The organism is Spirochaetota bacterium, from assembly GCA_038043445.1.
Taxonomy (GTDB): Bacteria; Spirochaetota; Brachyspiria; order Brachyspirales; family JACRPF01; genus JBBTBY01.
Map to the genome: position 1 here is coordinate 74,172 of JBBTBY010000013.1, position 26,334 is coordinate 100,505.

21 protein-coding genes are annotated in these 26,334 nt (G+C 55.8%); 17 read left to right on the forward strand and 4 right to left on the reverse strand.

Features of this window, described 5'->3' with window-relative positions; translation table 11 throughout:
* Window positions 1–24 precede the first annotated feature (24 nt).
* The 4 genes from recA to AABZ39_02035 all read left to right on the forward strand — a co-directional run bounded on the left by recA (window position 25) and on the right by AABZ39_02035 (window position 5,911).
* A complete protein-coding gene (gene recA, locus AABZ39_02020) occupies window positions 25–1,119 on the forward strand; it encodes a recombinase RecA (protein MEK6793526.1) in 1,095 nt (364 codons plus the stop codon).
* Window positions 1,116–1,988 carry a M23 family metallopeptidase gene (locus AABZ39_02025; GenBank protein MEK6793527.1) on the forward strand — a complete coding sequence of 291 codons (873 nt, stop codon included), beginning with the start codon at window positions 1,116–1,118 and terminating at the stop codon, window positions 1,986–1,988. Before recA ends, AABZ39_02025 begins: the two co-directional genes overlap by 4 nt.
* Before the next feature lie 60 nt (window positions 1,989–2,048).
* The gene (gene typA / locus AABZ39_02030) at window positions 2,049–3,896 is read left to right on the forward strand and encodes a translational GTPase TypA (GenBank protein ID MEK6793528.1); all 1,848 of its coding nucleotides are present in this window, start codon (window positions 2,049–2,051) and stop codon (window positions 3,894–3,896) included.
* A 212-nt stretch (window positions 3,897–4,108) separates the two neighbouring features.
* Window positions 4,109–5,911, forward strand: a complete 1,803-nt coding sequence (locus AABZ39_02035; GenBank protein MEK6793529.1) for an alanine--tRNA ligase — start codon at window positions 4,109–4,111, stop codon at window positions 5,909–5,911.
* Between the two features lie 3 nt (window positions 5,912–5,914).
* On the opposite strand, the gene AABZ39_02040 is transcribed toward AABZ39_02035, so the two are convergent.
* The gene (locus AABZ39_02040) at window positions 5,915–7,258 is read right to left on the reverse strand and encodes a radical SAM protein (protein ID MEK6793530.1); all 1,344 of its coding nucleotides are present in this window, start codon (window positions 7,256–7,258) and stop codon (window positions 5,915–5,917) included.
* A gap of 225 nt (window positions 7,259–7,483) precedes the next feature.
* Between AABZ39_02040 and dxs the strand changes: the two genes are divergently transcribed.
* The 4 genes from dxs to AABZ39_02060 all read left to right on the forward strand — a co-directional run bounded on the left by dxs (window position 7,484) and on the right by AABZ39_02060 (window position 12,384).
* Complete coding sequence (gene dxs, locus AABZ39_02045; protein MEK6793531.1) at window positions 7,484–9,373, forward strand: 1-deoxy-D-xylulose-5-phosphate synthase; 1,890 nt, start codon at window positions 7,484–7,486, stop codon at window positions 9,371–9,373.
* Entirely contained in the window at window positions 9,352–10,206 is an 855-nt protein-coding gene (locus AABZ39_02050; protein ID MEK6793532.1) for an AraC family transcriptional regulator, read from the forward strand. Before dxs ends, AABZ39_02050 begins: the two co-directional genes overlap by 22 nt.
* A 118-nt stretch (window positions 10,207–10,324) precedes the next feature.
* Entirely contained in the window at window positions 10,325–11,368 is a 1,044-nt protein-coding gene (locus AABZ39_02055; protein MEK6793533.1) for a Gfo/Idh/MocA family oxidoreductase, read from the forward strand.
* A gap of 11 nt (window positions 11,369–11,379) precedes the next feature.
* Window positions 11,380–12,384 carry a glycosyltransferase gene (locus AABZ39_02060; GenBank protein MEK6793534.1) on the forward strand — a complete coding sequence of 335 codons (1,005 nt, stop codon included), beginning with the start codon at window positions 11,380–11,382 and terminating at the stop codon, window positions 12,382–12,384.
* A gap of 17 nt (window positions 12,385–12,401) precedes the next feature.
* Here AABZ39_02060 and AABZ39_02065 read toward each other — a convergent pair whose 3' ends face one another.
* Both AABZ39_02065 and AABZ39_02070 read right to left on the reverse strand, forming a co-directional pair.
* The gene (locus tag AABZ39_02065) at window positions 12,402–13,166 is read right to left on the reverse strand and encodes an AraC family transcriptional regulator (protein ID MEK6793535.1); all 765 of its coding nucleotides are present in this window, start codon (window positions 13,164–13,166) and stop codon (window positions 12,402–12,404) included.
* A gap of 9 nt (window positions 13,167–13,175) precedes the next feature.
* Complete coding sequence (locus tag AABZ39_02070; GenBank protein ID MEK6793536.1) at window positions 13,176–13,442, reverse strand: hypothetical protein; 267 nt, start codon at window positions 13,440–13,442, stop codon at window positions 13,176–13,178.
* Window positions 13,443–13,822: 380 nt separating this feature from the next.
* On the opposite strand from AABZ39_02070, the gene AABZ39_02075 reads away from it, so the two are divergent.
* From AABZ39_02075 to AABZ39_02105, 7 genes are read left to right on the forward strand one after another with little or no spacing between them, the layout of a single operon-like run.
* The gene (locus AABZ39_02075) at window positions 13,823–14,857 is read left to right on the forward strand and encodes a hypothetical protein (protein ID MEK6793537.1); all 1,035 of its coding nucleotides are present in this window, start codon (window positions 13,823–13,825) and stop codon (window positions 14,855–14,857) included.
* 15 nt (window positions 14,858–14,872) lie between these two features.
* Window positions 14,873–15,646 carry a sugar isomerase domain-containing protein gene (locus AABZ39_02080; protein ID MEK6793538.1) on the forward strand — a complete coding sequence of 258 codons (774 nt, stop codon included), beginning with the start codon at window positions 14,873–14,875 and terminating at the stop codon, window positions 15,644–15,646.
* Between the two features lie 57 nt (window positions 15,647–15,703).
* The gene (locus AABZ39_02085) at window positions 15,704–18,529 is read left to right on the forward strand and encodes a LamG-like jellyroll fold domain-containing protein (GenBank protein ID MEK6793539.1); all 2,826 of its coding nucleotides are present in this window, start codon (window positions 15,704–15,706) and stop codon (window positions 18,527–18,529) included.
* Between the two features lie 17 nt (window positions 18,530–18,546).
* On the forward strand, window positions 18,547–19,293 hold the full coding sequence (locus tag AABZ39_02090) for a LamG-like jellyroll fold domain-containing protein (GenBank protein MEK6793540.1): 747 nt from the start codon (window positions 18,547–18,549) through the stop codon (window positions 19,291–19,293).
* Between the two features lie 26 nt (window positions 19,294–19,319).
* Complete coding sequence (locus AABZ39_02095) at window positions 19,320–20,189, forward strand: hypothetical protein (GenBank protein MEK6793541.1); 870 nt, start codon at window positions 19,320–19,322, stop codon at window positions 20,187–20,189.
* A complete protein-coding gene (locus tag AABZ39_02100; protein ID MEK6793542.1) occupies window positions 20,186–21,097 on the forward strand; it encodes an amidohydrolase family protein in 912 nt (303 codons plus the stop codon). The genes AABZ39_02095 and AABZ39_02100 overlap by 4 nt, the downstream gene beginning before the upstream one ends.
* Window positions 21,094–22,227: a Gfo/Idh/MocA family oxidoreductase gene (locus AABZ39_02105; protein MEK6793543.1), complete on the forward strand. Its 1,134-nt coding sequence runs from the start codon at window positions 21,094–21,096 to the stop codon at window positions 22,225–22,227. The genes AABZ39_02100 and AABZ39_02105 overlap by 4 nt, the downstream gene beginning before the upstream one ends.
* A gap of 107 nt (window positions 22,228–22,334) precedes the next feature.
* On the opposite strand, the gene AABZ39_02110 is transcribed toward AABZ39_02105, so the two are convergent.
* Window positions 22,335–24,452 (reverse strand): endo-1,3-alpha-glucanase family glycosylhydrolase, encoded by a 2,118-nt coding sequence (locus tag AABZ39_02110; GenBank protein ID MEK6793544.1) that lies wholly within the window; start codon window positions 24,450–24,452, stop codon window positions 22,335–22,337.
* Between the two features lie 85 nt (window positions 24,453–24,537).
* Between AABZ39_02110 and AABZ39_02115 the strand changes: the two genes are divergently transcribed.
* A complete protein-coding gene (locus tag AABZ39_02115; GenBank protein MEK6793545.1) occupies window positions 24,538–25,389 on the forward strand; it encodes an AraC family transcriptional regulator in 852 nt (283 codons plus the stop codon).
* A gap of 199 nt (window positions 25,390–25,588) precedes the next feature.
* A complete protein-coding gene (locus AABZ39_02120; GenBank protein ID MEK6793546.1) occupies window positions 25,589–26,248 on the forward strand; it encodes a hypothetical protein in 660 nt (219 codons plus the stop codon).
* Window positions 26,249–26,334 lie beyond the last annotated feature (86 nt).

Here is a 26,334-nt window from a genome sequence, read left to right on the forward strand (position 1 = left end):
ATGGTCGAAACGAAGGAGCACGTCATGGCAAGCAAGAAGAAAGACGACAGCGCAAAGGCAAAAGGCAAGGAAGAGGCGATAGAAGCCATCGTCGAGATAATAAATAAGAAACACGGCCCCGGATCGCTCATGAAGCTCGGTGCCGAGCAGCAGGTGAAGATCGATTCCATACCCACCGGCGCGCTCACGCTCGACGCGGCGCTCGGCATCGGCGGCATACCGAAAGGGCGCATCAGCGAGATATACGGCCCGGAGGCATCGGGCAAAACGACGCTCACGCTCCATATCATCTCCGAGGCGCAGAAAATGGGAGGGAACGCCGCCTTCATCGATGCGGAGCATGCGCTCGACCCCATCTACGCAAAAGCCCTCGGTGTCGATGTCGACAATCTCTACATATCGCAGCCGGACAGCGCCGAAGAGGCGCTCGATATCCTCGAAAAGATCGTCGCATCAAGCGCGTTCGATATCGACGTGCTCGACTCGGTGGCCGCGCTCGTTTCGCGCGCGGAACTTTCCGGCGACATGGGCGATGCGCACGTGGCGCTCAACGCCCGGCTCATGAGCCAGGCGCTCCGGAAGCTTACCGCGCAGATAAGCACGACGAACACCGTTGTTATTTTCATCAATCAGCTCCGTGCGAACATCTCTGCCACCGGCTACGGCGCCGGCCCCATGGAAACGACTACCGGCGGGCGGGCGCTCAAATTCTATGCATCCGTGCGTCTCGATGTGCGCCGCACCGAATGGGTGAAAAAGGGCGAGGAGACCATCGGCCATAAAATAAAAGTGAAGGTGGTCAAGAACAAGCTTTCCGCGCCGTTCAAGATCGTTGAGCTTGAGATAATCTTCGGCAAGGGAATATCAAAAGAAGGGCTTCTCATTGACATGGGCCTTGAGACGAAGATACTTTCGCGCTCGGGCGCGTGGTTCTATCTCAACGGTGAGCAGATCGCACAGGGAAAAGAAAAGCTCCGCGATATGCTCGAAGCGGACGAAAAATTCCGCAGTGATCTGGAGGCAAAGATACGTGCGGCTATCGGTATGGGCGGGGTGGTCCTGGCCGCAGAAGGATCCGAGGAGATAACACCCGATACGGTGGTCGAACCGACGACATGAGCAAAGCCCTCTTCATACTTGCGTTCGCAGCGAGCGCGATCCTCATCGCTGTGCCGGAGCCGGTGCCGCAATTTCCCATAGCGTCGCAGCGGCTCACGAGCTCCTTCGGCGAGTACAGGAACGACCATTTCCATAACGGTATCGATGTCGGCGGGGACCAGCTTCCCGTTCATGCGATGTATCCGGGCGAGATCGTGTTCTATTACGACGATGTCGAGGATCCCACGAAAATGATAACGGGTACGGGTAATACGGTCGTGCTCGAGCATACCAATAAGGTGCGCACCTACTACTATCATATATCGTCGGGGTCGATACAGAAGAAGATAGCGCGACTTACCACCAATGATGTCCTTGCGCTCACCGGCAATACGGGGCGCAGCGGCGGGGCGCATCTGCACCTTACCGTCGAGGACATGGACCAGAACAAGGCCGTCGATCCGCTCACGCTGCTCCCGCCGATACGTGATACCGTGCGTCCGCGTATCGATGGCCTCTATGTGAAGACCGATCTCAAGCTGCAGCCGCTTCGGAACAATTTCCTCATCAAGAACCGCGGCGAGATGAAATTCTTCCTCAAGGCGTACGATAAGACCGAGAACGGCTACCAGACGGGACTTCGCCGCGTGCGCATGTACATCGACGGGCAGATCGTACGCGATTATGATTTTTCATTCCTCGTGAAGAAGAAACAGGAATACTGCGTCGCCCCGGGGTATCCGTTCGACGAGGTCTTCGGCGTCGATCCGTATTTCTATCGCGGGGGGACGTTCACGCCCACGAAGTATAAGCACACGTTCTCCGCCGAGGTCGAGGATTTTTTCAGCAACACGACATCCTATTCGGCGACGGTCGTTTTCAGGAAATAGCCCTTCTCATTACGCGCCGGCATCACATCAGCAGCGGACCGCACTGCACAAAAGGAAGCCATGAGCATAGAAAAGAATTCCGCCATTCGGAATATCGCCATTATCGCGCACGTCGACCACGGGAAGACAACGCTCGTCGATCATCTCTTTCGGCAGAGCGGGACGTTCCGCGTTTCGCAGGAGGTCAAAGAGCGTGTGATGGACAACCTCGCGCTCGAACAGGAGCGCGGCATTACCATTGCGGCGAAGAACTGCTCGGTGCGCTGGAACGGCGTGCGCATCAATATCCTCGATACGCCGGGGCATGCGGATTTCGGCGGCGAGGTGGAGCGTGCGCTCGCCATGGTCGAGGGGGCGATACTCCTCGTGGATGCCGCGGAGGGACCGCTCCCGCAGACGCGTTTCGTCCTGCAGAAAGCGCTTGAGAAGAATATCAGCATCATCGTCGTCATCAATAAAATAGACCGGGCCGATGCGCGGCCGGCAGAAGTGCTGAGCGAGATCTACGACATGTTCATCGACCTTGAAGCGAAGGACCATCACATCGACTTCCCGGTGCTCTACGCTGTCGGACGCGAAGGCATCGTGAAGAAGAACATCGATGATACGAACACCGATCTCCACATATTGTTCGATGCGATACTCGAGCATATCCCCGCGCCGTCGTACGATACCGATGAGCCGTTCCAGATGCTCGTCTGTGATCTGGACTATTCCGATTATCTCGGGCGGCTTGCCATCGGACGCGTCATGCATGGGAACGCGCATGTGAACGAGGACCTTGTCTGCGTGAAGGAGGATGCGCGTACCGTGCCGCTCACGATAACGCGGCTTCAGATATACGAAGGCGTCGTGTTCGCAGAGTCGTCGGCGGCCGACGCAGGCGATATCGCGATACTTGCGGGCATAGACAATGTCGAGATAGGCGATACCATCGCGACGAAAGAGCATCCCAAAGCGCTGCCGCGGCTAACCGTTGACCCGCCCACCGTCTCGATGGAATTCGGCGTCAATACATCGCCGCTCGCCGGGCGTGTCGGCACGATAGTCCAGGCATCGCGCATATGGGAACGCCTGCAGAAAGAGGCGCTTCGCAACGTCGGGATAAAGCTCGAACGAAAGGGGACCGATAACACGTTCATGGTGAAGGGCCGCGGCGAACTGCAGATGGCCATCATCGTCGAGACCATGCGGCGTGAGGGATTCGAACTTTCCATCGGACGCCCGACGGTCATCTATCGTAACGAGAACGGGACGCTCACCGAACCGGTGGAGCATCTTTTCATCGATTGCGATGAAGCGTTCGTCGGCATTGTCTCGGAAAAATTATCGCGCAGAAAAGGCAAGCTCGCGAAGCTCATCAATCATGGAGCGCGCGTACGCATCGAATTCTTCATTCCCTCGCGTTCGCTCATCGGGTATCGCAATCAATTCCTCACCGACACGAAGGGAACCGGCATCATGAGCTCATACCTCAAGGGATACGAACCCTATGCGGGCGATTTCGATACGCGATTCACCGGCTCCCTTGTCGCCGACCGTACCGGCAATGCTATTCCCTACGCTATCTTCAATCTCGAACCGCGCGGACGGATGATAGTACAGCCCGGCGATGATGTGTATGAAGGAATGGTCGTGGGCGAACACAGCAAGGACAGCGACCTCGATGTGAACATCTGCCGCGGCAAGAAGCTCACCAACATCCGTACCGTTCTCAAGGACGAGAACGTAACGCTCACACGGGTGCAGCCCCTCTCGCTCGAAAAGGCGATAGAGTTCATACGCGATGACGAGATCATTGAAGTGACACCCACATCGATACGCATACGGAAAACGATACTCCCGGCGCAGCAGCGGAATTCAAAAACGGCGCGACAAGCCGCGAAGGCATTGCCGACGGCGGAGTAGATATCGATACGAACGGACAAGTGAATGCACGAGCGCGTGCACAAGCGCCTGGGGTTGTCGCGAAAATATAGAACAAGGGCTCATGAGCCCTTGTTCTATGCAATACTGGCAACCTTGCGTTCAATTCTCATGTGTATCTCTATGCATGGCGTTTTCGCAGCAGTCTCTACTTGCTTCTTGCACGCATCGATGTTTTATTGTATAGTACCGCCATGACAGCAGCACAACTCAAACAGAACTATCTCGATTTTTTCCGGTCGAAAGGCCATGCACGGATACAAAGCGCATCGCTTCTGCCGGAGAACGATCCGACGGTGCTCTTTACGACCGCCGGCATGCATCCGTTGGTGCCGTATCTTCTCGGCGGAAAACATCCGATGGGCAGGCGCCTTGCCGATGTCCAGAAATGCATACGTACGCAGGACATCGACAGCGTGGGCGACGACACGCACACCACGTTCTTCGAAATGCTCGGCAACTGGTCACTCGGCGATTATTTCAAGGACGAAGCGATACGCATGAGCCATGAATTCCTGACATCGAAGGAATGGCTGAACATCGATCCGAAGAAACTTGCCGTCACCGTGTTCGCCGGCGATGCGGACGCACCCTTTGACGATGAGGCAAAGCGCGTGTGGCTTTCACTGGGCATGCCGGAACACAAGATAACGTCGCTCCCGAAATCCGACAATTGGTGGGGGCCCGCCGGTCTTACCGGACCGTGCGGTCCGGATACCGAGATGTTCTACTGGCTCGGTGAGGGTTATCCGCCGGAATCGAGCAATCCTGAGAATGACAAGAAGAACTGGATGGAGATATGGAACGATGTCTTCATGCAGTACAATAAGACAGCCGAGGGGAGATACGAACCGCTCGCACAGAAGAACGTCGATACGGGGCTCGGCGTTGAACGAGTGACCTGTCTCCTGCAGGGCAAGAAAACCGTGTATGAGACCGAACTCTTCACCCCGATAATCGCAAAGATAGAGGCGCTCTCCGGCGCATCGTATGCCGACGCATCGAAAAAAGTCTCCTTCCGCGTCATCGCCGATCATCTGCGCGCGGCGAGTTTCATACTCGGTGACGAGCGCGGTGTGACGCCGTCCAATATCGGTGCGGGCTATATCCTCCGCCGCTATATACGCCGCTCGATACGCCATGGGCGGCAGCTCGGCATCAATGAATCGTTCTGTCACACGATAGCGGACGTTATCGTGTCCATCATGCAGGAGCAATGGCCGGAGCTGGCGAAGAATAAAGCGGTCATTATCGATGAGCTTCAGAAGGAAGAGGAGCGCTTTTCCAAGACGCTTTCACAGGGCCTTAAGGAATTCGAGAAGCTTGTGAGCGGACTTGAGATCGCGTTCCAGAGAACAGGAAAGCGAATCACGGTGATATCCGGGAAGAACGCGTTCAAATTGTACGATACCTACGGCTTCCCGCTTGAGATGACCGAAGAGCTTGCGAAAGAGCGCGGACTCACCGTCGATACAGCGGAATTCAACGGCGCGTATGAGAAGCATCAGGAGCTCTCGCGGCAGGGCGCCGACCAGCAATTCAAGGGCGGACTCATCGATCATTCCGAGCAGACGACGCGGCTGCATACGGCGACGCATCTCCTTCATAAGGCGCTCCATATCGTGCTCGGCGAACACGCGAAGCAGAAGGGGAGCAATATCACCGCCGAACGGCTGCGCTTCGATTTTACGCATGGCGCAAAGATGACCGATGATGAGGTGAAACGCGTCGAGGCGATCGTGAACGAGCAGATACAGCGTGCGCTCGATGTGAAGATGGAAGAGCTTTCCTACGACGAGGCGAAGGCATCCAATGCCACGGGTCTGTTCGAATCGAAGTACGGCGAACGGGTAAAGGTGTTCACCATCGGCGATTTCAGCAAGGAGATATGCGGCGGTCCGCATGTACAGAACACGCGCGAGATCGGATCGTTCAGGATACAGAAGGAAGAAAGCTCTTCCGCCGGCGTGCGGCGTATACGAGCGGTGCTTTCTTAGCCGTTATGCATTTGTCTGCCCGAGCTCAAGTTCCGGCTGCGACTTGAGCCACTGGAAATAATTGCTCGCATGCGCTTTTTCGTTCCGCGTTGATTTGCGGTACGCAAGGTTCATCCCGAGATACATGAGCGGGTGCACGCCGAACTGATGGATCCCGCGACGCGCGATCGATGCGTAGGAATAGAAACGGTCGCGGAAATTGAGAAAACGCTCGCTCAGTTCCTCAGGAGACATGTTCTTCGGACGGAACGATACCGTTGTGTGATCGTAATACGCCCAGTTGAAGTGGAGTATGCGGTTCTCTTTTTTGAGGCGTTCGTGGAGCACGGTGCCCGGATACGGGGTGAGTATGTTCGGGTTGATCGACGGGACGGCATTGTCCAGAAGGAAATCAAGCGTGTTGTCGAACACCTCCGGCCCCTGTTCATCGAGCCCGAAGATGAGCGATGCATGGAAGATGACGCCGGCATCGTGGCATTTTTTTATCGCCTTCTCGTAGAGGGTGATATCCGAAAGCGACTTGCGTATCTTCTTCATCGCATGCGGCTCGACGGATTCCACGCCGATGAAAAGGCCTTCGCACCCGGCCTTGAGTGCCGCGCTGAAAAGCTCATCGTCAAGGATGAATCGCACCGACGTCTGCGTGAGCCAGCGCACCTTGAGCGGCCGCATCGCTTCGAACAGTTTCATGGCGTATGCCCGGTTCGCGCCGAGATTATCATCCAAGAACATGACGAGTTTCGATCCACTTTCCCTGATGTCGCGTACTATCGATTCGACGGGGACGAAGCGCTGTTTTCTTCCATACACGCCGTGCACGCTGCAGAAATCGCAGTCATGCGGACAGCCGCGTGAGGACATGATGGGCATGATATACGGCGGTATGCCGAGGAACGACAGCCGTTTCTTTCGTATCGGCATCGGATACTCGATTATCTCCGGGCGCAGATTATGGTATATTTTTTTCTGCTGCTTCCTTTCTATGTCCCCGACGACGGTCGGCCATATCCCTTCCGCCTCGCCGACGACGACGACGTCCGCGTGCTGCGCCGCTTCTTCGGGGAGTATCGATGCGTGTATACCGCCGATGACGACGATAGCGCCCTTTTTCCGGAAGATGGCCGCCAACTCATACGCACGCGATATTGTTGCGGTCATGGCGCTCATACCGACGATATCCCAGTGCTCATCCATCGGTATCTCGGCGGCATTCTCCTCAACGCATACCGTTTCGTGCTGTTTCGGGGTGAGCGCGGCGAGTATGGAGAGCGATAATTGGGGTATGCGGAGCCATGCAGGCGTATCGTCGGGGAAATTGCTTTTCGGTGCAACAATAAGAATTCGCATAGAGGTACTCCTCTCTCGCTATACATGCATAGGATATACCATCAATAAAGGTGTAGTCGCAGGGAGGATGCTACCCAAGCTTGTTACAATTATAGCAATCTCAGGGCCGTTGTCAAGATACCCCTCCCTATTTCCCCTCGATATTCGAGGCATTTGCCGCATTGTCAACACAAGGGATGGATATGCGTTGACGTTGATGCAAAGTACGATATAATCGCCTCTTCTATGTACTTGGAAACGATCGATTCCCCTGCTGACCTCAAAAAGCTCGCAGCCGACCAATTGCCCGCACTTGCCGGTGAGATACGTGCGTTCATCCTGCAGAACATATCGAGGACGGGCGGGCATCTCGCAAGCAATCTCGGCGCGGTGGAACTTACGCTCGCGCTCCACTATGCGTTCGAATCCCCGAAGGACAAATTCATCTTCGATGTCGGGCATCAGTCGTATACGCATAAGATAGTGACCGGCAGAAAGGGGCGCTTCCATACCGTGCGCACGTATCACGGGCTTTCGGGCTTTCCCCGCCGTACGGAATCCGCGCATGACATCGCCGATACCGGGCATGCATCGACGTCGATATCGCTCGGGCTCGGGCTTGATACCGCTGTCCGCCTGAAAAAGGCGGAGGGGCGCGTCATCGCCATCATCGGGGACGGGTCGATCACCGGCGGGCTTGCGCTCGAGGCTATCAATAATGCCGGGCATCTGCCGACGAACCTCATCATCATCGTCAACAATAATGAGATGTCCATCGGGACGAACATCGGCGCTTTCGCCAAGTACCTCAACAAGAAGATACAGGCGCCGGGCGTACAATCGCTTGCGATGAGCATCGATGCGCTTGCGGACAAGCTCCCCTTCGGCGAACGCGCGAAGGACATCATCCATCGTATCGAATCATCGGTGAAAGCGTTCATTGCGCCGGGCATCGTGTTCCGGGAGCTCGGGTTCCGCTATCTCGGTCCCGTCGACGGTCATTCCATTGACGATCTTATCGCCACGTTCGATCTTGCGAAAACGATAAGCGGACCGCTCCTCATCCAGGTGAACACGATCAAGGGAAAGGGATACGAACATTCGGAGATGAATCCTTCATCGTATCACGGTGTGGGGGAATTCGATGTCGCCACGGGGACGGCGAAGAAGAAAAAACAGAAGACGTTCTCCGCGCTGTTCGGCGAAACCCTCACGCAGCTTGCGGCCGACGACAGCCGCATCGTGGCGATAACCGCCGCCATGTGCGAGGGCACGGGGCTTGAGCCGTTCTCACGCGCCTACCCCGGACGTTTTTTCGATGTGGGTATCGCCGAAGGGCATGCGCTTACGTTCGCCGCGGGGCTTGCCATCGGCAATTGCCGTCCTGTCGTCGCGCTCTACTCCACGTTCCTGCAGCGCGGTTTCGATAATGTCATCCACGATATCGCGAACATGAATCTGCCGGTCATCATCGGCATTGACCGCGCGGGGCTCGTTCCCGAGGACGGCGAGACGCATCAGGGTATTTTCGATCTCGCGTACCTCAGGATGATACCGAACATGACGATATTCGCGCCGGCGGGCGCACACGACCTTGCCGAAGCGATCGCCTGCGCGCTTTCGCGCGGCACACCGACAGCGATACGATATCCGAAAGATGCCGTTCCCGATCTCCCGCCGAACCTTGTTCCGAAAGAGATGGTGTACGGCAAGGCGCATACCGTGTTCGACGGTAAGGACGGCGCGGTGCTGTCCTTCGGGAGCACGCTTGTGACCGCGTACCATGCGATCAATGACCTGTCGCAGAAACCCTCGCTTGCGCTTATCAACCTGTCCACCGTGTGGCCGCTCGATGAAGACGCCATCGTCAGCGCGGCGATGAAATATAAACGGCTCATGATCATCGAAGAGGGTGTCGTCAACGGCGGCATCGGGAGCGCGGTGCTCGAGGTCCTGGCACGCCACGAGACAGCAGTGCCGGTGAAGCTTCTCGGGATTCCGAACAGTTTCGTGCCGTCGGCCTCGCGGGAGGTGCTCCTCAAGAAGTACCGTCTTGACCGCGTGGGACTTCGCCGCGAAATGCAGGTCTTCTTCTCTCGACGGGGGTTCGCATCGTGGCGGCTCAGAAATCGGTAACGCCGATACAGACGACATACCGCACGGCGCATATACCGCGCCTCGAACCGGTCTTCATACAGATGAGCATCGTTGCCGTGTCCGATACGCATACGTTCACGAGGCATCAGCACGAGCATTATGAGATCGTCTATGTCGTCCGCGGCATGTACCGTGCAACGCTCAACGGCACGCCGCTCACGCTCCCCCCGGGGCGCATACTCATCGTGAAACCGGGCGATTGGCATGAGGATTTCTGCGACCGCGGTCTGAAATACGTTACGCTCGCCTTTCAGCTCCTTCCGTCGTCGACAGAGCGCCGCTCGCTCTCGATCTTCGCCGATGCGATAACACCCGACGGACAGGGCTTTGCGGACCCCGACGGCACGTTCGCTGCATTGGTCGATCGTATCACGAAAGAAGCCTCCGCCGTCGATGCGGTGGCCGCGCATGTCGGCCGCGCGCTTGCGCTCGAGTTCTTCTGGCGTGCGGTGCGCGCCTTTCCCGCAACATCGCTCTCGCCGTCATTCGTATCGCTCGCCTTTGCGACGGGGTTCAGCGCCAAGGTGAACGACCTCTTTCAGCGGAGCATAACACGTCAGCTCTCGATACCGGATATGGCCGAGGCGCTTTCCATGAGCGAAAGCGCTTTTACGCACAAGTGTACCGACATCATCGGTGAATCGCCGAAGAAGGCGTTCATGCGCTTCAAGATGGAACGTGCGCAGCTCCTGCTCATGCACAGCGAAATGTCCGTCGGCGAAGTGAGTGATTATCTCGGCTTTGCGAACCAGTATCATTTCTCCCGGGCATTCAAGCGCTTCCACGGCAAAGCGCCGCGGGACGTGCGCTAGGATTGCCGCTAGGATTGCCGATTGACGGTCTCTGTCGGCAGGATATACTGTCTGGCCATGGCAGCGGTATCGACACTGAAGAGACCGGCCATTATTATTCCTGGATGAGGCGGAACAGATGAGAAAAGTGAAGTTCGGGATCATCGGCACCGGCGCTATTGCGCAGATACACGCAAAGGCGCTTTCGCTCTGCGAGAACGCTGAGCTCGTCCTTGTCTACGACAAAGTGACCGAGCGCGCAGCAGCATTCGCCGCACAGCACGGCTGCCGCGCGGTTGCAGAATATGAGGAATTCCTCGCATCCGAGATAGAAGCGGTGACCATCGCGACACCGAGCGGGCTGCACGGCGAAGTGGCGATACCCGCGGCACGCGCCGGCAAGCACATACTTTGCGAGAAACCGCTCGAAGTGACCGTGAGCAAGACCAACGAGCTCGTGCGCGTCTGCGAGAGCAGCAATATACGGCTCTCCGCGGTGTTCCAGTCGCGCTTCAGCCGCTCGGTGCAGATGATACGCAAAGCGGTGGACGAAGGGCGTTTCGGGCAGCCGGTGCTCGCTGCCGCAAGCGTGCGCTGGTTCCGTACGCCGGAATACTACGGGAATGCCACCTGGCGCGGGACATGGGCGCTCGACGGCGGCGGTGCGCTCATGAACCAGGGCATTCACACCGTGGACCTTCTGCTCTATTTCAACGGCGACGTATCGGAAGTGACCGGACGCATCGCGCGGCTTTTGCACCGGAATATCGAGGTCGAGGATACAGTGGTCGCCATGCTCAAATTCAAGAACAATTCGCTCGGCACCATCGAGGCGAGCACGGCCTGTGCGCCCGGATTCCCGCGCCGTGTCGAGCTCTCGGGCACCGACGGCAGCGTTCTGCTTGAGGACGACAAGATCATTCGCTGGCAGTTCAAAAAAGAATTGCCCGGGGATGACGAGATCCGCAGGATAGGTCTTGCGGGCGAGGGTATGTACGGCGGCTCGGGCGACCCCGCGGCGATATCGTACGAAGGTCACCGGCGCCAGATAGCCGAACTCGCCGATGCGATACTGAACGCGCAGCATCTTACTACGCCGGGGGCGGAAGGCAAACGGGCGGTGGAGCTCATCTGCGCGGTGTATGAATCAGCACGCACCGGCACGACGATCAAATTCCTTTGATGAAAAACGTAATGAATACGTCTCGTTCTGGACGACCACCCCGCGTCACCTTCATCATCCCGCATCGCGAGACGGAATCCATCGATAATGTGCTTCGCTGTGTACGCGCGCTCGATCATCCGCAGAAGAGCATCGAAGTGCTCGCGGTGAGCGGGGATCAGCCGTCGGTGCAGAGGAACGCCTGCATACGGAAAGCGAAAGGCGAAATCGTCTATTTCCTCGATAACGATTCCGAGGTGCACGCCGGCAACATCACGCATGCCGTTTCGCTTTTTCAGAAGGACGAGCGCATAGCCGTCGTCGGCGGGCCTGCCGAACCGAAAGAGAGCGATACAGCGATACAGAAGGTCTTTTCGTTCTGTCTCTGTTCGCCGTTCGGTGCGGGACCGGTGAGGAGCCGCTATCACGCGGAGGGCGATGTCCGCGAGACCACCGACCGCGAGCTCATACTCTGTAATCTTCTCGTGCGGAAAAAGGTCCTCGATACGGTCGGCGTGTTCAACGAAGCGTTCTATCCCAACGAGGAGAACGAGCTCATGGACCGCATACGCGATGCCGGTTACGCGCTCTATTATCATCCGCGTGTCGCGGTCAGACGAAGCCCGCGCACCGATATGCGCTCGTTCGTGAAGATGCTCCTCAATTACGGCCGCGGGCGATTCCAGCAGTTCATCCACGCGCCGCGCATCTTGAACGTGATGTTCTTCATCCCGCTCGGTTTCGTCCTGTATCTTGCATCGCTTGCCGCGCTGCCGTTCGCGACGGTGCTTTCCCCCTATGCGCTCATCTATCTCGCGCCGCTCGGTCTCTATGCGCTCTTCCTCACGGCGGCGGCGTTCTCGGCACTTCCCTCGATACGGAAACTTTCTTTCAGCATCCTTGCCGTTCCGTTCGTGTTCTTCGCCATACATGCCGGATACGGCGTGGGGATAATCTGGGGTTTCATCCGCCTGTTCCGGAAAAGAAAAATGAGCGCACATTTCAAGATCCGCACGGTGAAGGCCTTCAGCCGGTAAGAAGCATGGGGCATGCGCTATACGCCCATATCGCCGCCGCGGCGACGGTAATGGAGCGGTGATACGCCTATCATCTGCTTGAATGTCCTGCTGAAATGATACTGGTCGGCGAAACAGAAGCGTTCCGCGATATCGGCTATCGGCATATCCGTACGGGAGAGGAGCCCGCAGGCGGCCTCGACCTTCAAACGCGTGAAATACTTCATCGGCGAAAGACCGGTCGTCTTGCGGAACACGCGTATGAAATAGGAACTGTCAAGACCCGCACGACGTGCGAGCGCGGCAAGGCTCGTACGCTGCGTGAGCGAACGGTGGAGTACTGCGAGCGCTTCCTCGATGCGCGGCTCGGCGGCGAACATCCGTGATGCATCATCGCCGAGGCTGTAGAGGAACGATATGAACAGATGGATGCCGGAGAGCGCGGTCATCCGTGTCGATGATGACGCCTTCATGCGCACCGTTTCAAAGAAGAAGCGCTTCCCTTCACCGAGATCGAACGATCGCTTTGCGAGGAGCGTATCGATATGTCCCTTAAGCTCGCGTTCCTCCGCATCGAGCGAGAAGAGTATGAGGTACTGCACGAGCGTGCGGCGTTCGTCATAGATGACCGTATGCGATTCATAGGGTGCGGTGAAGAACGAACTGCCGGGTGTCAGCGATCGGACAGTGCCGCGCATGGACACGGAACAGTCACCGGAAACGATGTAACGTAATTCATAGGCGTCATGGAAATGGGCGTTGCGTGAGGCGCCTTCGTACATAACGATGCGCTGTATCTTCATGGGCGGCGGTCAGCGGGAAAGGTCGCGCTTGCGTCCAAAATCGTCCGTTTCACGCCTGTTCTGCTTCGCTTTTTCAATATCATCGCCACTGGCAATGCGTACATACATCACTTCATCCCATTCGAGCAATACCTTGAGAACGCGGAAATTCCCGTCCTTGTCCTGATATATGTCGTTCCATTCGTATTTGCTCTCGGAAAGGCAGCCGATGAACGAGTGCATAAGGTACGCGCGCAGTTCGGTATCATTGGCGCGGATGACATGCGGTAATTCCATTGCATCCCCCGAGGGAGAATCTTCCTTCTGGTCTCGTAACAGATGCAGTATACCCTATATGCCCGGTTAGGGCAATCGCCTTCGCCCATGATCGCATCCCTCGGTTCCACCTGGATGTTCACCCTTGGCACCCAATCCTTCTTACGTAAGAACCAAATATAACCACCAAGACGCAAAGACACCAAGAGAATTAACGAGATGATCGTTCACCCTGATGGGTTATGTTGCCAGACTGTTGCCTATGCAAAAATATTCATCTTCTTCGTGTCTTAGCGGTCATTCTTACGAGATCTTTTCGCGGCACAGCGGAATTTGACTTCTGAGGGTAATATGACTATATTGTATCGATACAATATGTAATATTGCACAAGGAGATGCCCATGGCCATCCGGGAAACGGCGATCAGTTACTACGGGATGTCATATGTAGAGCATGCCGAGCGGGATTTCGCTGAAATGGTGGGTCACGGCTGCACCACGGTGATACTCGCCATAACCGAATTCGACCTCGATTTCTGGTCCCCCTCGATACCGAAGATAGTCGATGCGGCGAAGAAAAAAGGGCTGCGCGTGCTCCTTGACCCCTGGGGTATCGGCAAGTATTTCGGGGGTGAACAGGTAAGTCTTTTCCTGCAGAACAACATCCATCACCGGCAGGTATCGGCCTTCACCGGCGAAACGCTCCCGCATGCCTGTTTCAACACGAATTCCTTCCGCGATTACTTCCGCAATTTCTGTCTCAAGCTCGCCCGTGAGACCGATGCCGACGGCTTTTTCTGGGATGAGCCGCATTACGCCCTCCCGAAATCCTACGCATCCATCACCGGCGGCGCGGGTGACGACTGGGCCTGCCGCTGCCCCGAATGCATGAAGAAATTCGAAGCGTATTACGGATATGAGATGCCGCGCATCATGAACGACGATGTAAAGCAGTTCCGCTGGCGAGAGGCGCTTTTCATCCTTGAAGATACATCGCGTCTTATAAAACAGATCAACCCGAAGTCGGAGATAACCTGCTGCGTTCACGCGACGATGAACACCTATTATGTCACCGAGCAGCGCGGGTATGATAATTGGGATATGGTCGCTTCATCGCCGTATTTCGATGTGTTCTCAACGACCATCATTGCGTGGGAACTGCCGATGCGTTTTTTCCGCGAGATAACCGCGCGGACGGTCGCTGCGGCGAAGAAATACAATAAGAAGTCCGAGCGCTGGATAATGAACTATTTCAAACAGCCGGAGGATTTTAAGCAGATGGACGAGGTCGTCGATCTTTACGCCACGCTCGGTACCGACCGCCTGGCTGCCTGGACATATCGCGGCGGTTACGGCACATCGCTTGCCGCGCCGGATGCGCTGAAACTCTGGGATCGCCTCGGTGAGAACTATAAACGCGTACTGAAAAGAAAATAGGATAGGGAGGACAGCATGTTCGATTTTTCAAAGCTCGTAAAGACCGATGCACGATACATCGATGCCATCATGAAGAACATCTACGAGGTCGAGGAAAAGCAGATCGACAATATCATCAAGGCCGCACAGATGATGGCGGACGCGATCAAGGAGGACCGGCTCCTCCATGTCTACGGCGGCGGCGGACACACTACGCTCGTCATGGCGGAAGTGTTCTTCCGTGCGGGCGGCTTCGCCTGCATCAATCCGATCATGGACATCGGCATATCGACCTGGAACAATGCGCTTAAATATCTTGAGATGGAGCGTACCGAGAATTACGGAGCGAGCCTCGTGCGCTACTATCGGCTCAAGAAGGACGATGTGTTCATCATCTTCCATAACATCGGCGTGAACCCGACGACCATCGATGCGGTGCTTGAGGCGAAGAAGGCGGGCGCGAAGGTCATCGCCATATCATCGAGCCATTGGCAGAACGGTCTTCCGAAGGATCATTTCCTACGGCACTCGAGCAAGAAGAATCTTTTCGAGCTTGCGGATATATGCATCGACGATTATAATCCATTGGGTGACGCTGTCGTGAAATTCGATCAGATGGACATTCCCATCGCGCCGGTATCGAACATTGTTGATTTCTATATCGCGCATCGGCTGGAGATAGAAACGGTGAAGATACTTCTTGCCGCGGGCATAGAGCCGCCGATGTGGAAGAGCGCGAACGTGCCGGGCGGCGACGCGTACAATGCGAAGCTTATCGAGAAGTATAATTCACGGATCAAGAGTCTTTAGGCATGGATGGTGTTTCAGAAAGGAATGAAGTCGCACGCGACATGCGGGAGTACGATAGTGAAAAAAGCATATACGCTCATCGCGGTATTGGCCGTTTTGACCATGACCGGTAATGCCGCGGATATCATCGCACGCTGGACATTCGATACGCGCGAGAATCTCACGGTGCACGATACGACCGGAAAACACAACGGGAGCATCGTCGGTTTTATCGATGCACTGGTGATAGAAAAGGGTATTGACGGGAATGCGTATCAATTTGACGAGGGTAAGGTCTACGTCGAAGTGCCCTCCGCTCCCGGGATATCGGTCGTGAACGATTTCACCTTTTCGTGCGTAATAAAACCCTTCGACGTCGCAGGATATCGGACCATTTTCTGGAAAGGCGACCGCAGGAAAAAGCCGGAGGCGGTGCAGTACTATCTCAATCTGCGCGACGGCAAGGTCGAGTTCAAAGCAAAAAAAACCGACGGCAGCTGGGTGTCATGGGTCACTGTCGATGTGTGCACCTACCCTGAACGTTGGGCGGCAATAACCATGACATTCAAGGACGGCATATGCGTTATCTACGTCAATGGCGTAAAGCGAAAGACAAATATCCCTCCCGATACTGCCGGGGGACTCTCGGAACTGGTCGCATGCGATCACCCGCTCTATTTCGGCACCGCGCAGGGGGCAGGAGGCTCGCCGGCGTATAATTTCCGCGGACTGATCGATGAGATCATGATACGGAACGGCACCGATATCGACGCGGAGATGGCGCGTATACCGGTGCTTGCCGCGACCATTCTTGCCGATACGCTCCGTGAAAGCAGCCAGGACATGCGCATGGCCGCAGATGAAAGCAGACGCGTTCTAAAGGAAATGGAGCGTTATAAGGCTTTGAGGGATAGTGTTGCCGCCCCGGTCATTTCCGGAGCATCATCAGTGAGGGGGAATTGTGTTGCATCACTTTCAGCGATCAATGAATTCAGCGCGAATGATCTTTCCGCGATAGCAAAGTCGGCCGGTGTGCAGGTACCTCCCGCTGTATCGCTGCCAACGCAAGCAGATGTGCGCACAGTGAAGGCATCGCTCGAGGACTTGGCGGTGTATGCAGAAGCGTTCTCAGCCCGAACGAAAGACCTTTCTTCTGCTGCGGCGTCCATCGCACGATCGTTCTCATCTCATGCGGATAACGCATCGGACGCAGCCGCGAAGATATTTGAATCTGATGAAACGATCCGCACATCCGTATCAGCATTTCATTCGTCATACCGTGACTGGCTTCTGCAGACAAAGCGCACGGTCCGTGAGTCGCGGTATTTCGATGCGGAGGCGCTGTTCGCAATGCTGCCGGTCCACTCGGGCGTGACCATTCTTCGAACGCCGGATATACTTGGTTCCCTTACCGACGTTCCTGAGAAAGCGGTCATCACACTTGCCCGGAATGAATACGAGGGATTTCAGCTGCTCCTGGCCCCCAACCCCGGCGGCGGTTCTGTCGATGGAGTGACGATGACGGTTGGTGCATTCACGCACAGCACGGGTTCAGGGACGCTTACGGATATCGCTATTGCTCCCATGAAAACGATAGACAACAGTACAAGCAAAGCAGCAGTTCGATACCGCGGGCCGGTGTATGATATCATCAAGGACGGGGTCGAAACCTATGCCATTCCTGCGAAGTCACCGCTTTGCGCGTATGTCCGTATCCACGCCGATGGGCGCACAAAAGCCGGGCTCTATCGCGGGACTATCACAGCGGTAAAAGGCGGTTTTTCACGCACGGTGGCGGTAGAGGTGACCGTGTACGACTTCACGCTTCCGCAGAAGAGCGCGCTCAAGGTCGCGTTCAGTTTTTTCGAGCACTTCTACAGGAATTGGTACGGGTATACTGCGCTTTCCGAGGAACAGCAGCTTTCCGTCTATCAGTTCCTGATGAAGTACCGCATCACGCCGAACAATATTTACAGCAAGGATGTATCCCCGTCCGTTGATATGCTGTCGAAACTGCCGGCCGCGAATTTCTGTACGCTCGGTTATTTCGCGTCAAAAAAACCGCTGTCAGATGAAGAACTGACGAAACTATCGCAGGAATACGGCGAAAAGCTTGCTGCATTGAAAGCCGCGGGAGTCGCAGAAAAGGACGCATACCTTTATTGCTACGACGAGTTCGGTGTACAAACGATGTACGATCGCGATTCGGCACGCATGTTCTGCGAACGGCTTCGCAGGGACCACCCCGGCATAAAGCTGATGCAGACATCCGTGCCGGCGCCGCCCTTTGACAAATATTTCAATGTGTGGGTGCCGCCATTCGAGGTATTCGAACTCATGAAGCCGGAGTATCGCACCGCCGACAATGAACTCTGGTGGTATTGGGTAAGCGCGCCCGATCCGTTCCCCAGTTTCGATCTCGGTTTCCCGATGCACAATTCGCGCATGCTCATGCTTCTCGGTTTCAAATACAATATTGAAGGCTGTCTCTACTGGAGCATAAATCGCGAGTGGTCGGACAATGTGAAGAATGCAGCAACATGGGTCGATGGTGAATGGGACGGTCGGTACGTCAATGTGATCACCGGCGGGGCGAACGCGCAGTGCGGGCAGGGCAATATGGTCTATCCCGGCCCCGAGGGACGCATATGGCCGTCGCTCCGGTTCGAGAATATGCGCGACGGCATCGAGGATTACGATTATTGCGCAATGCTCAAGTTGCTTTTGGCGGAGATAAAAAGCGGTAAGCGCCCGGCATTCGCTTCGCGCGTGAAGGAGATAGAAGCGCTCGTGGCGATGCCGGACGAGGTGATCAAATCTACAAGTGATTGGACGAAAGAACCGGCCGTGCTCGGCGCGTACCGCGAAAAGGTCGCACGCATGATCGAAACGATCACGAAATAATCGAAAGGAGCATTCGTATGGAACGCATCGTATTCTTCATTCTCGCGTCTGCGGCGCTTTGTGCGCAGAACCCCGCATTGTGGGTCGACTTTACCGGTGTTACGGGTGATTGCACTGATAAGGCCGGCAATGCTGTCATCGTCAAAGGGGCATCGATAGCGGACGGCGCGTTCCGGAGCAAAAAAGGGAATGACTGCACGGTAAAGACGTCAGCGGCATTGAACGCGATGACAACCGAGATTGCCATCACCGCATGGATCGCGCTCAAGACCGTCGATGAGAATTTCCAGACCGTGCTTTTCAAGGGCGATAGAAGCAGGAACCCGGAAGCCATCCAGTACGCACTATCCATCAATTATGGATATCCGGAGCTGAAATGGAAGGATGAAAAGGGCGTATGGCAGGGGTTCATGAAATCGAGCACGGACACGAAAACCGGCGCGGTGAAGAACGCGGTCCGGCTTGGCGTCGGAAAATGGCAGCATCTTGCTGTCACCTTCGCCAACGGCGCGATATGCGTGTATGTGAACGGGGCGCTCACCGAAAAAGCCCCGGCGAAAGAAGGCGCAAAAGCGTTCGTCGCGAGCGAGACCGATATCTACCCCGGCGCCATGTTCTGGACGACGAGCGGCAGGAATTATCACCAGGACGGGCTTATCGCGGATATACGCGTGTATTCATCGGTGCTCGATGCCGCGGCGATAAAGGATATCGTTTCGGGGGATGCGAAGCGAAGCGTAAACGCCGATATCGTGATAGAATAGAAGAATTTTGACGGAAGGATACTTCCATGGAAGCGATCGTGGCTAGAAAGCGTGCTGTCGTACTGACCCGGGATAAAGAACGTGCTATGAAATCGAAGGTGTTCGCGTTCTTCGACACTGACACTGCCGTTACCGATACACCTGAGGATGCGGATATCGCCGATGTCAGCGCGTCGGATGATGTGCAGCTCGCCCGCGCATTTGCACAACAGGTCAAGACGGTCATCGTATCGCCCGCCGTCGGCGCACAGCTTGCCGCTTCCGGCGAGAACACATCGCACTATGTCGAGGCGCATCCGCTCCGCGCCTGGGGCATCGTGGAAAAAGTGAAGCAGTATATGACCGCGAACATCCCCGGCGATATGACATCGATGCGTATATTCTGGGAAATGCCGAAGACATATGCGAAAGGGAGAACGTCCTTCGCTGAGCGGCTGCCCGAGTTCATTGACATTGCCGCATATATTGCCGGCGTTCCTGCCGTGTCCGTACAGCTGCAGCAAGCGGGAACGAACGGCGTGTTCGGGCTTATCACGCTAGAGGGCAATATCGTCGCCGAGCTGACCGTGAACGACATGCTCCCGAATTCTCTTGCGCCGGTGCGGTTCTTGCATACCTATTTCACTTCCGGTGTAGTATCGAACATGCCGCTCTACGGGTTCGAGAACGATGAAGGAGTACTCATCGCCGACGACAAGCATGCTCGCCATGAGGTCAATGAGCATATGGATTGGGGCGGTACCGATGAGATCGACGATCTTTATTTCAGGATGATAGGACTTATACTCGGCGGCACGTATGGGATGCCGTGCGGCGGGAATGCTCTGCGATACCGAACGGCGGCGGAAGAAGCGCTGCGCACCGGTGAAGCGGCCGCGATAGGCGGTGCACAATGAGCGAACAATACATCGAAGCGCATGTGCACATGGACGCCTGGGATGCGGCGACGAAGCGGCGTATCCGCGAAAGCGGTGTTGCGCAGTACTGGGTGATGGATATCTCTCACCCGCAATTGAACACAAAGAATGCCGACAGGAAAACGATACTCCGTGCGGCACACGATATGCCCGGCAGGATAATCCCTTTTGCGATGATACAGTGGGGTGCCGATGAACGCCAGGTGGAGGCGTACTTTCGTGCCGGCTTTACGGGGCTTAAGGCCATAGTGCCCCCCAAGCCGTATAACGATAATGCATACCTTCCCATCTATGAGGCGGCGGCGCATTTCGCAATGCCCATACTGTTCCACACGGGTATCATCGCGCACTCCAACGACACTGTAAAGGAACCCCTGCGGCGCGGCTATGGCCCTGCGAACATGGAGCCCGCGTTCCTCGCAACAATAGCGGATATGTTCCCTTCACTTGAGCTCATCGGCGGGCATATGGGTTTCCCGTATACGGAGCAGACCGAGAACAATCTGTATTATTACCCGAACATACACCATGATATATCGGGCTATGTATCGCTCGAATGGCTCATGTCGGTGCTCGAAAGACGTGCATGCGCATACCTCGGCGGCGCACGATTTTTCCACGAAAAGCTTCTCCTTGCAACCGACCTTTTCATCGGCAATAAGAATTCGGAACTGTGGGGAAAAGAAAAACGTGAGGCGTGGAGGCTCTTCTTCAAGTATCTCGCATACAATCATTCATGGTCGCTTGAAGCGGATAATATTTTTTATCGCAATGCAAAACGGCTTATGGACAAAGTACAGCGCCGGCAGGCATCGATACGCGCACGGCTCAAGAGAAAACGCTCCGGCCCCGGCACAGCGATCGTAAAAAAAAGGGGTACACGATGAAACCGTTATCGATAGTGGTCACCTCATCGGCGAACCCGCATGTGAAATTCTACTATGAGGACCTCTCGCATACTGAACTTTTCAAACTTGAAGCGATAACCGAGACCGACCCGGCGCGAATGGAATATGCCGAGGATTTCTTCCGCAAGAAAAACCTGCCCGTGAAATTCTATACCGATTGGAAGCTCATGCTCGAGAAACACCGCGATGTGGAGGCGGTAGTCGTCGGAAGCGATAACTTCCATCACCATGAACAGACGCTTGCCGCCGCCGCAATGGGGAAGCACGTGTACAGCATGAAAGTACTCTCCATGGATGAAAAGCAGTGCGAGGAGATGATAGCCGCCTGCCGCAAAGCAAAAGTGGTGCTGCAGGTGGAGCTTGAGCTGCACTTCAATGCGCAGTACCGCGCCATGCGCGAGGCGATACGGAGCGGTAAGCTTGGAAAACTTTCATTGCTTTATGTGAGCAATATCTCGCAGTCGCCGATAACGTATTATCCCAACTGGGGCGATCCGGTGCTTTCGTATGGGAAAAAAGTATCGATACGTCCGGGCGAATCGGTATGCCGCGGCGGGGCGATCACTGACCATCCGCATCCTTTCGATATCATACGCTGGCTGACGGGAAAGGAATTCAAGAAAGTGTTCGCGGTTTCCGGGAAGAACATGCGCTCGCAGCTGCTTGTCGAAGATCACATCGCCATTACCGGCGAGCTCACCGACGGCACTGCAGTGTTCATCAATCCGTCGTATTCGCATCTGGAAGAGCAATGCGATACGCGGCGCCTCTACTGGCCGAAATCGCTCGAGGTGCTCATCAAGGCCTACGGAGAGAAGTCGTTCATGGCGGCTGATTACTGGCATAAACCGGCGTATGTGCTTGGCGCGGAGCATCCATCGCCCAACCGTCTCATATTCGAGGGTGCGGGGCGTATCTCACAGGGATTCATCCCGCCCGTGGTGAGCGCTTCGCGATTCGTGACCGAAAGCCGCTTCGGCAGTTTTTATGCCGCGGTGAGGGGTTTCCGGAGCGTAGAGAGCACCGGCGAGGACGGACTTGCCGCGGTGCGGGTGATGAACGCATGCTATGGATCGGTGTATACGGGAAAGACCGTATCCTGCGTATAGTTCCATTGTCTCTTTATCGTTCGCTGGTATCGCCTGAAAACCGTTCCGAACAGGGTATTTTCATTTGTCGGCGGAATCCCGTGATGCATCACATTTTCCCAAGCAACTTATTTCGTATCTGCAAGTACGCCGTAGCAGTACACCAGGTTCGGATATTCCACCGCATCGACGACAGCATAGCGTCCCTTGCCGTCGACAACGGGTACACCGCTGCGAAGCAAAGTGAATTGCGGGACGAAAGCAGTCTTTACCGGCATCGGCACTTTGAATGATGTGACGCCTGCGTCTGAATTGGTTTCCTGCATCGTACCGTTTATCGTTATGCGCAACCTGCCCGGTGCGGTGAGAAAGCCGACTACTTCGATGCTGTTCTCCGCTTCCCGTCCGCGGAATGTCCATTTCACTCCTTTTCCGGGATCGATGTCGGTGTGATGACGGCGGTACACGTAATGAAGCACATCACGGGTTATCTTCGGCTGCTCGCCGGTCTTGAACCACTGTATGTAGTATGCGTTCATATCATACGGTCCGAAGCCGATAGCGGTGGAAGGTTCCATCGGCTGTTCACTGTAATCCGACCAGGTGTTGATGAAAGCCCAGTCGGCATTGTCGTTGATCGCGGAATTCCAGTAGGACCTGAGCGCCTCGCTGTTGCACGCTTCGAAGAGCCAGCAGCCCCGTGTGCGCACATCCTGCGCTGCGATGGGAAAGACCGCCACGGTGGTAAGATCGCGGACGCGCGATACCCAGTCGAATGCCCCCGGTGAGCGCGGACCCCAATGTGCCATGCCGTAGCAGAGCGGTGAAAAGTTCGTGATCTGAATGTAGCTGTTGAACTGCGCAACGAGCGCGATGGGCATGCCCAGATTGGAAAGCTCGGTCATCGCTCTGTGCCACCAGTTGGTGCTGTGCCGTTCGGTGAGCCACATGCTGAACACCGTGCGCCCGTCGGACAGCTTCATCGTCGCAGGATGTTCGATGATGCGCTTGACATACGGTGAACGTGCGTAGGCGATAGGATCGACGCCTTCATCGGATTCACCGTTAATGCCGCTTTTCTTTGCCGGCGAATAGACGGCAGGGACGATCTTGAATGAGGGATCAACGCGCGATGCCGCATCAAGCATGCAGAACGAGCGCATACTGAACGTGGTCCCGCCGCCTGCCGCAGTCGGCGCGGAATTGAAGTCGAGGAGGAATCCGTCATTGCCCTGCGCACGGGCGAGCCGCACTTCCTCCATCATCGCGACGATGAGCATTTCGGTCTTGTTCGTGCCGAAACCGCGCAGCGGTGTGCGGGGGAGCGGGCGCAGCAGAAGCTCGGTGCCTGCATCGATGCGGTCTTTTTTATTATTGGCAGAGGGATTCAGGACGGTACGCGAATACCAGTGCAATGCCGGGTCTTCATCGCTCATGCCGGCGGTGAAAATAGGATAATAGTACGTGAAGACTTTCCGTTTCGTGCGTGTGAGCGTTTCGATCGGCGCCTGTTTGAACGGCCACCACGCGGTACGCGGTGCGTCGACGCGTCCGGCTATCATCACATTGTCCACGGTCCATTCGCCGGTGCGTTCACGGCTCCCCGCGCTCAGAAAGTTGAGCTGAGAATAGGCGAGGAACGAAGCGGCGAACGATGTATTACTCTGCACACGTTTGGCGGGAAAGTCGGTGAGCGTGATTATGGTCCCGTCGTTCGTCGTTATCAGAACAGCGAAGTGATACCACGTGCCGGGAGTGAGCGCGAATAGCCGTGTCCGTTCACCGCCGGATGATAGGGAAAGCGAGTCGCCATCGCCGAAAAAGATCGATAATCCTTTCCCTGCGGCATCCTTGAATTCACAGCATTGATCAAGACCCTTATCCGTTGCGTTCGTCCGGTACCTGAAGTCGAACCCGAGATAGAGGTCGCCCGCCGGGGGCGGCGTGAATGCGGTGCCGATCCCGGCGCCGGGACCAGCGGATGCCGATGCATCGCTGACGACCATCCCCTTGCCGGTGACCAGGTTGTTGATGAACGGCGATTCCCCGTTCGTGCGCAGTGAAACATCGACACCGCTTTCGATCTTACCGAGCCGCGTCCAGGGATGCGGCGGAAGTGCACCGACATACGCATCGAAATTATCGATCGGGAGGTCTTCGGTGCCGGTACGGACCTCGGCAGCGAGCATACTCGCGATCATTGCCGTAAGGATGATGAATACCGGAAAGGATGTCGATCGCTTCATGCTATGCTCCTCAATGATATATCATAAGTATATATCATCTGCGGGATGTTTGCTTTCATTCCCTTGCCGCGATAAAATACTATACATGGTTCGACGACGATTGTCCGGCAAATTCCAGCTTGACCTCAGCGGCATGGCAGGTGCGGGTCTTCTCAATTTCTATGCGACGCGGGCACGGCAGATACGTCCGCCGACACCGCCGCATACGCATGCCGGCTTTGCTGAGCTCTATTATGTAAGCCGCGGCGAGCAGTTCTTCGAGGTGAACGGCTATCCGGCACCGCTTCACGCAGGAGAGATGCTCATAACGTTCCCCGAGGACAGGCACAGCAGCGCCGGCCACCCGAATGAAACGGTCACATCATATATGCTCTGGATCGATATCACGCGACCCGATGGTTTTCTCGGGCTCAGCGGGGACGATTCGCGGCTGCTCCATCGCCGTTTCACCGGCATTACGAACCGGCATGTGATAGTGCCGGGGATCGAAACGTTGTTCCACGCCATTGTCGATGATGCGCACTCGCGCGATGCGTTGGCGCGCCTTTCGATGCAGCAGCATCTCAGGGAGGTAGTGCTTCGCATCATCACTGCCGAGCGGGCGAATCGTCCGCGGCGATCCGCCGTCATGCGTTCGGTATTGCGCTACATCGATGCGCACGCGCGGGAGGATATCGGCATCGGCACGCTTGCAGCACTCGCGCATCTGTCGGTGCCGCGCTTTCGTCATGTGTTCCGTGAGACCGTGGGCCTTGCGCCGAACGAATACATCGTGCGGCAGAAGATAGCGCAGGCGAAGACGCTTCTTTATGACGGATCATCGGTCACCGATGCTGCGTTCACGATGGGCTTTTCCTCAAGCCAGTATTTTTCCACCGTGTTCAAGCGGCTGACCGGGCAGATACCGCGCACGATAAAAGTTCGGACGAAAGCGTGATGGTATTCTATCATCCGATATCGGATGATGCACACTACGTAGAGGAATTCGCTGCGACATCCTTGGCGCATGTTCGCGCACTTGTTTTGCGCTCACTGATACCAGGCGGCAGAGCCGCTGTGTGTGTGGAACGATGGTGGCGGATAAAAACTCCTTTCATAGTTGCAGAAAACAGTAAGCGGCGATATCATACCGCCCGATGAGACTTCTCCTGCTGCTGCTTGTCACTGCGTCCGTATACGCACAAATTCCTACCGCGGCCGATCTCTATGCAGCCGTCAGTGCGTCATACAAGAAAAGCATGCCGGCAAGTTTCACCGCGGACATTGCCGGCGACATCATCGATAAGCAGGTCGGTACGATACCCAAAAGCCAGACGACGGGAAAGGGCAAGGCGAAACTCACCCTGTATGTGAAGCAGGGGTTCAAGCCAAAGCTCGTCCTCACGGGCGTGTCCTCGTTCTATGAGACGATGTTCTCGCGGTTCGTGCCGCATCTCATGTTCCTCGGACCGTTCGCTATCGTGGAACAGCGCGATTATAAAGGCTTCCTTGCACGATTCGCGATAGCGTCCGTTGATGACGCCGCCGATATGTGGCGCGTGAAAGTGCGCGATCTTAAGGAAGATGCGGGATTTGCCTATCTGTTCATCGATAAGACGAATTCGCTCATCATGCGCGGGGAATACTGGTTCGAGAAGAAGCTCATCATGCGTTCGGCGCTGACCTACACCAACAATGGCCAATGGAATATCATCGACAGCATCGATTTTTCCGGCGAGGGTGAAAAGCCGTATTCGTCGTCGGTGCATATGAGCCGGCATACGGCCGCCGTTATAAAGGACGATTTTTTCAAGTAATCCGTCCCGATAGGCGCAAAGTGCAAATTCCTACTAAGACAATTGACATTAATTGAATAGTTTATTATACTGTCCTCTCACACGGG

Bases quoted from the DNA above. Each gene is read 5' to 3' on its own strand.
- dxs (MEK6793531.1), top strand. From the start codon at position 7,484: ATGTACTTGGAAACGATCGATTCCCCTGCTGACCTCAAAAAGCTCGCA.
- AABZ39_02035 (MEK6793529.1), top strand. From the start codon at position 4,109: ATGACAGCAGCACAACTCAAACAGAACTATCTCGATTTTTTCCGGTCG.
- AABZ39_02100 (MEK6793542.1), top strand. From the start codon at position 20,186: ATGAGCGAACAATACATCGAAGCGCATGTGCACATGGACGCCTGGGAT.
- AABZ39_02060 (MEK6793534.1), top strand. From the start codon at position 11,380: ATGAATACGTCTCGTTCTGGACGACCACCCCGCGTCACCTTCATCATC.
- AABZ39_02115 (MEK6793545.1), top strand. From the start codon at position 24,538: ATGGTTCGACGACGATTGTCCGGCAAATTCCAGCTTGACCTCAGCGGC.
- AABZ39_02120 (MEK6793546.1), top strand. From the start codon at position 25,589: ATGAGACTTCTCCTGCTGCTGCTTGTCACTGCGTCCGTATACGCACAA.
- AABZ39_02075 (MEK6793537.1), top strand. From the start codon at position 13,823: ATGGCCATCCGGGAAACGGCGATCAGTTACTACGGGATGTCATATGTA.
- AABZ39_02095 (MEK6793541.1), top strand. From the start codon at position 19,320: ATGGAAGCGATCGTGGCTAGAAAGCGTGCTGTCGTACTGACCCGGGAT.
- AABZ39_02040 (MEK6793530.1), bottom strand. From the start codon at position 7,258: ATGCGAATTCTTATTGTTGCACCGAAAAGCAATTTCCCCGACGATACG.
- AABZ39_02090 (MEK6793540.1), top strand. From the start codon at position 18,547: ATGGAACGCATCGTATTCTTCATTCTCGCGTCTGCGGCGCTTTGTGCG.
- AABZ39_02110 (MEK6793544.1), bottom strand. From the start codon at position 24,452: ATGAAGCGATCGACATCCTTTCCGGTATTCATCATCCTTACGGCAATG.
- AABZ39_02070 (MEK6793536.1), bottom strand. From the start codon at position 13,442: ATGGAATTACCGCATGTCATCCGCGCCAATGATACCGAACTGCGCGCG.
- recA (MEK6793526.1), top strand. From the start codon at position 25: ATGGCAAGCAAGAAGAAAGACGACAGCGCAAAGGCAAAAGGCAAGGAA.
- AABZ39_02055 (MEK6793533.1), top strand. From the start codon at position 10,325: ATGAGAAAAGTGAAGTTCGGGATCATCGGCACCGGCGCTATTGCGCAG.
- AABZ39_02025 (MEK6793527.1), top strand. From the start codon at position 1,116: ATGAGCAAAGCCCTCTTCATACTTGCGTTCGCAGCGAGCGCGATCCTC.
- typA (MEK6793528.1), top strand. From the start codon at position 2,049: ATGAGCATAGAAAAGAATTCCGCCATTCGGAATATCGCCATTATCGCG.
- AABZ39_02065 (MEK6793535.1), bottom strand. From the start codon at position 13,166: ATGAAGATACAGCGCATCGTTATGTACGAAGGCGCCTCACGCAACGCC.
- AABZ39_02105 (MEK6793543.1), top strand. From the start codon at position 21,094: ATGAAACCGTTATCGATAGTGGTCACCTCATCGGCGAACCCGCATGTG.
- AABZ39_02080 (MEK6793538.1), top strand. From the start codon at position 14,873: ATGTTCGATTTTTCAAAGCTCGTAAAGACCGATGCACGATACATCGAT.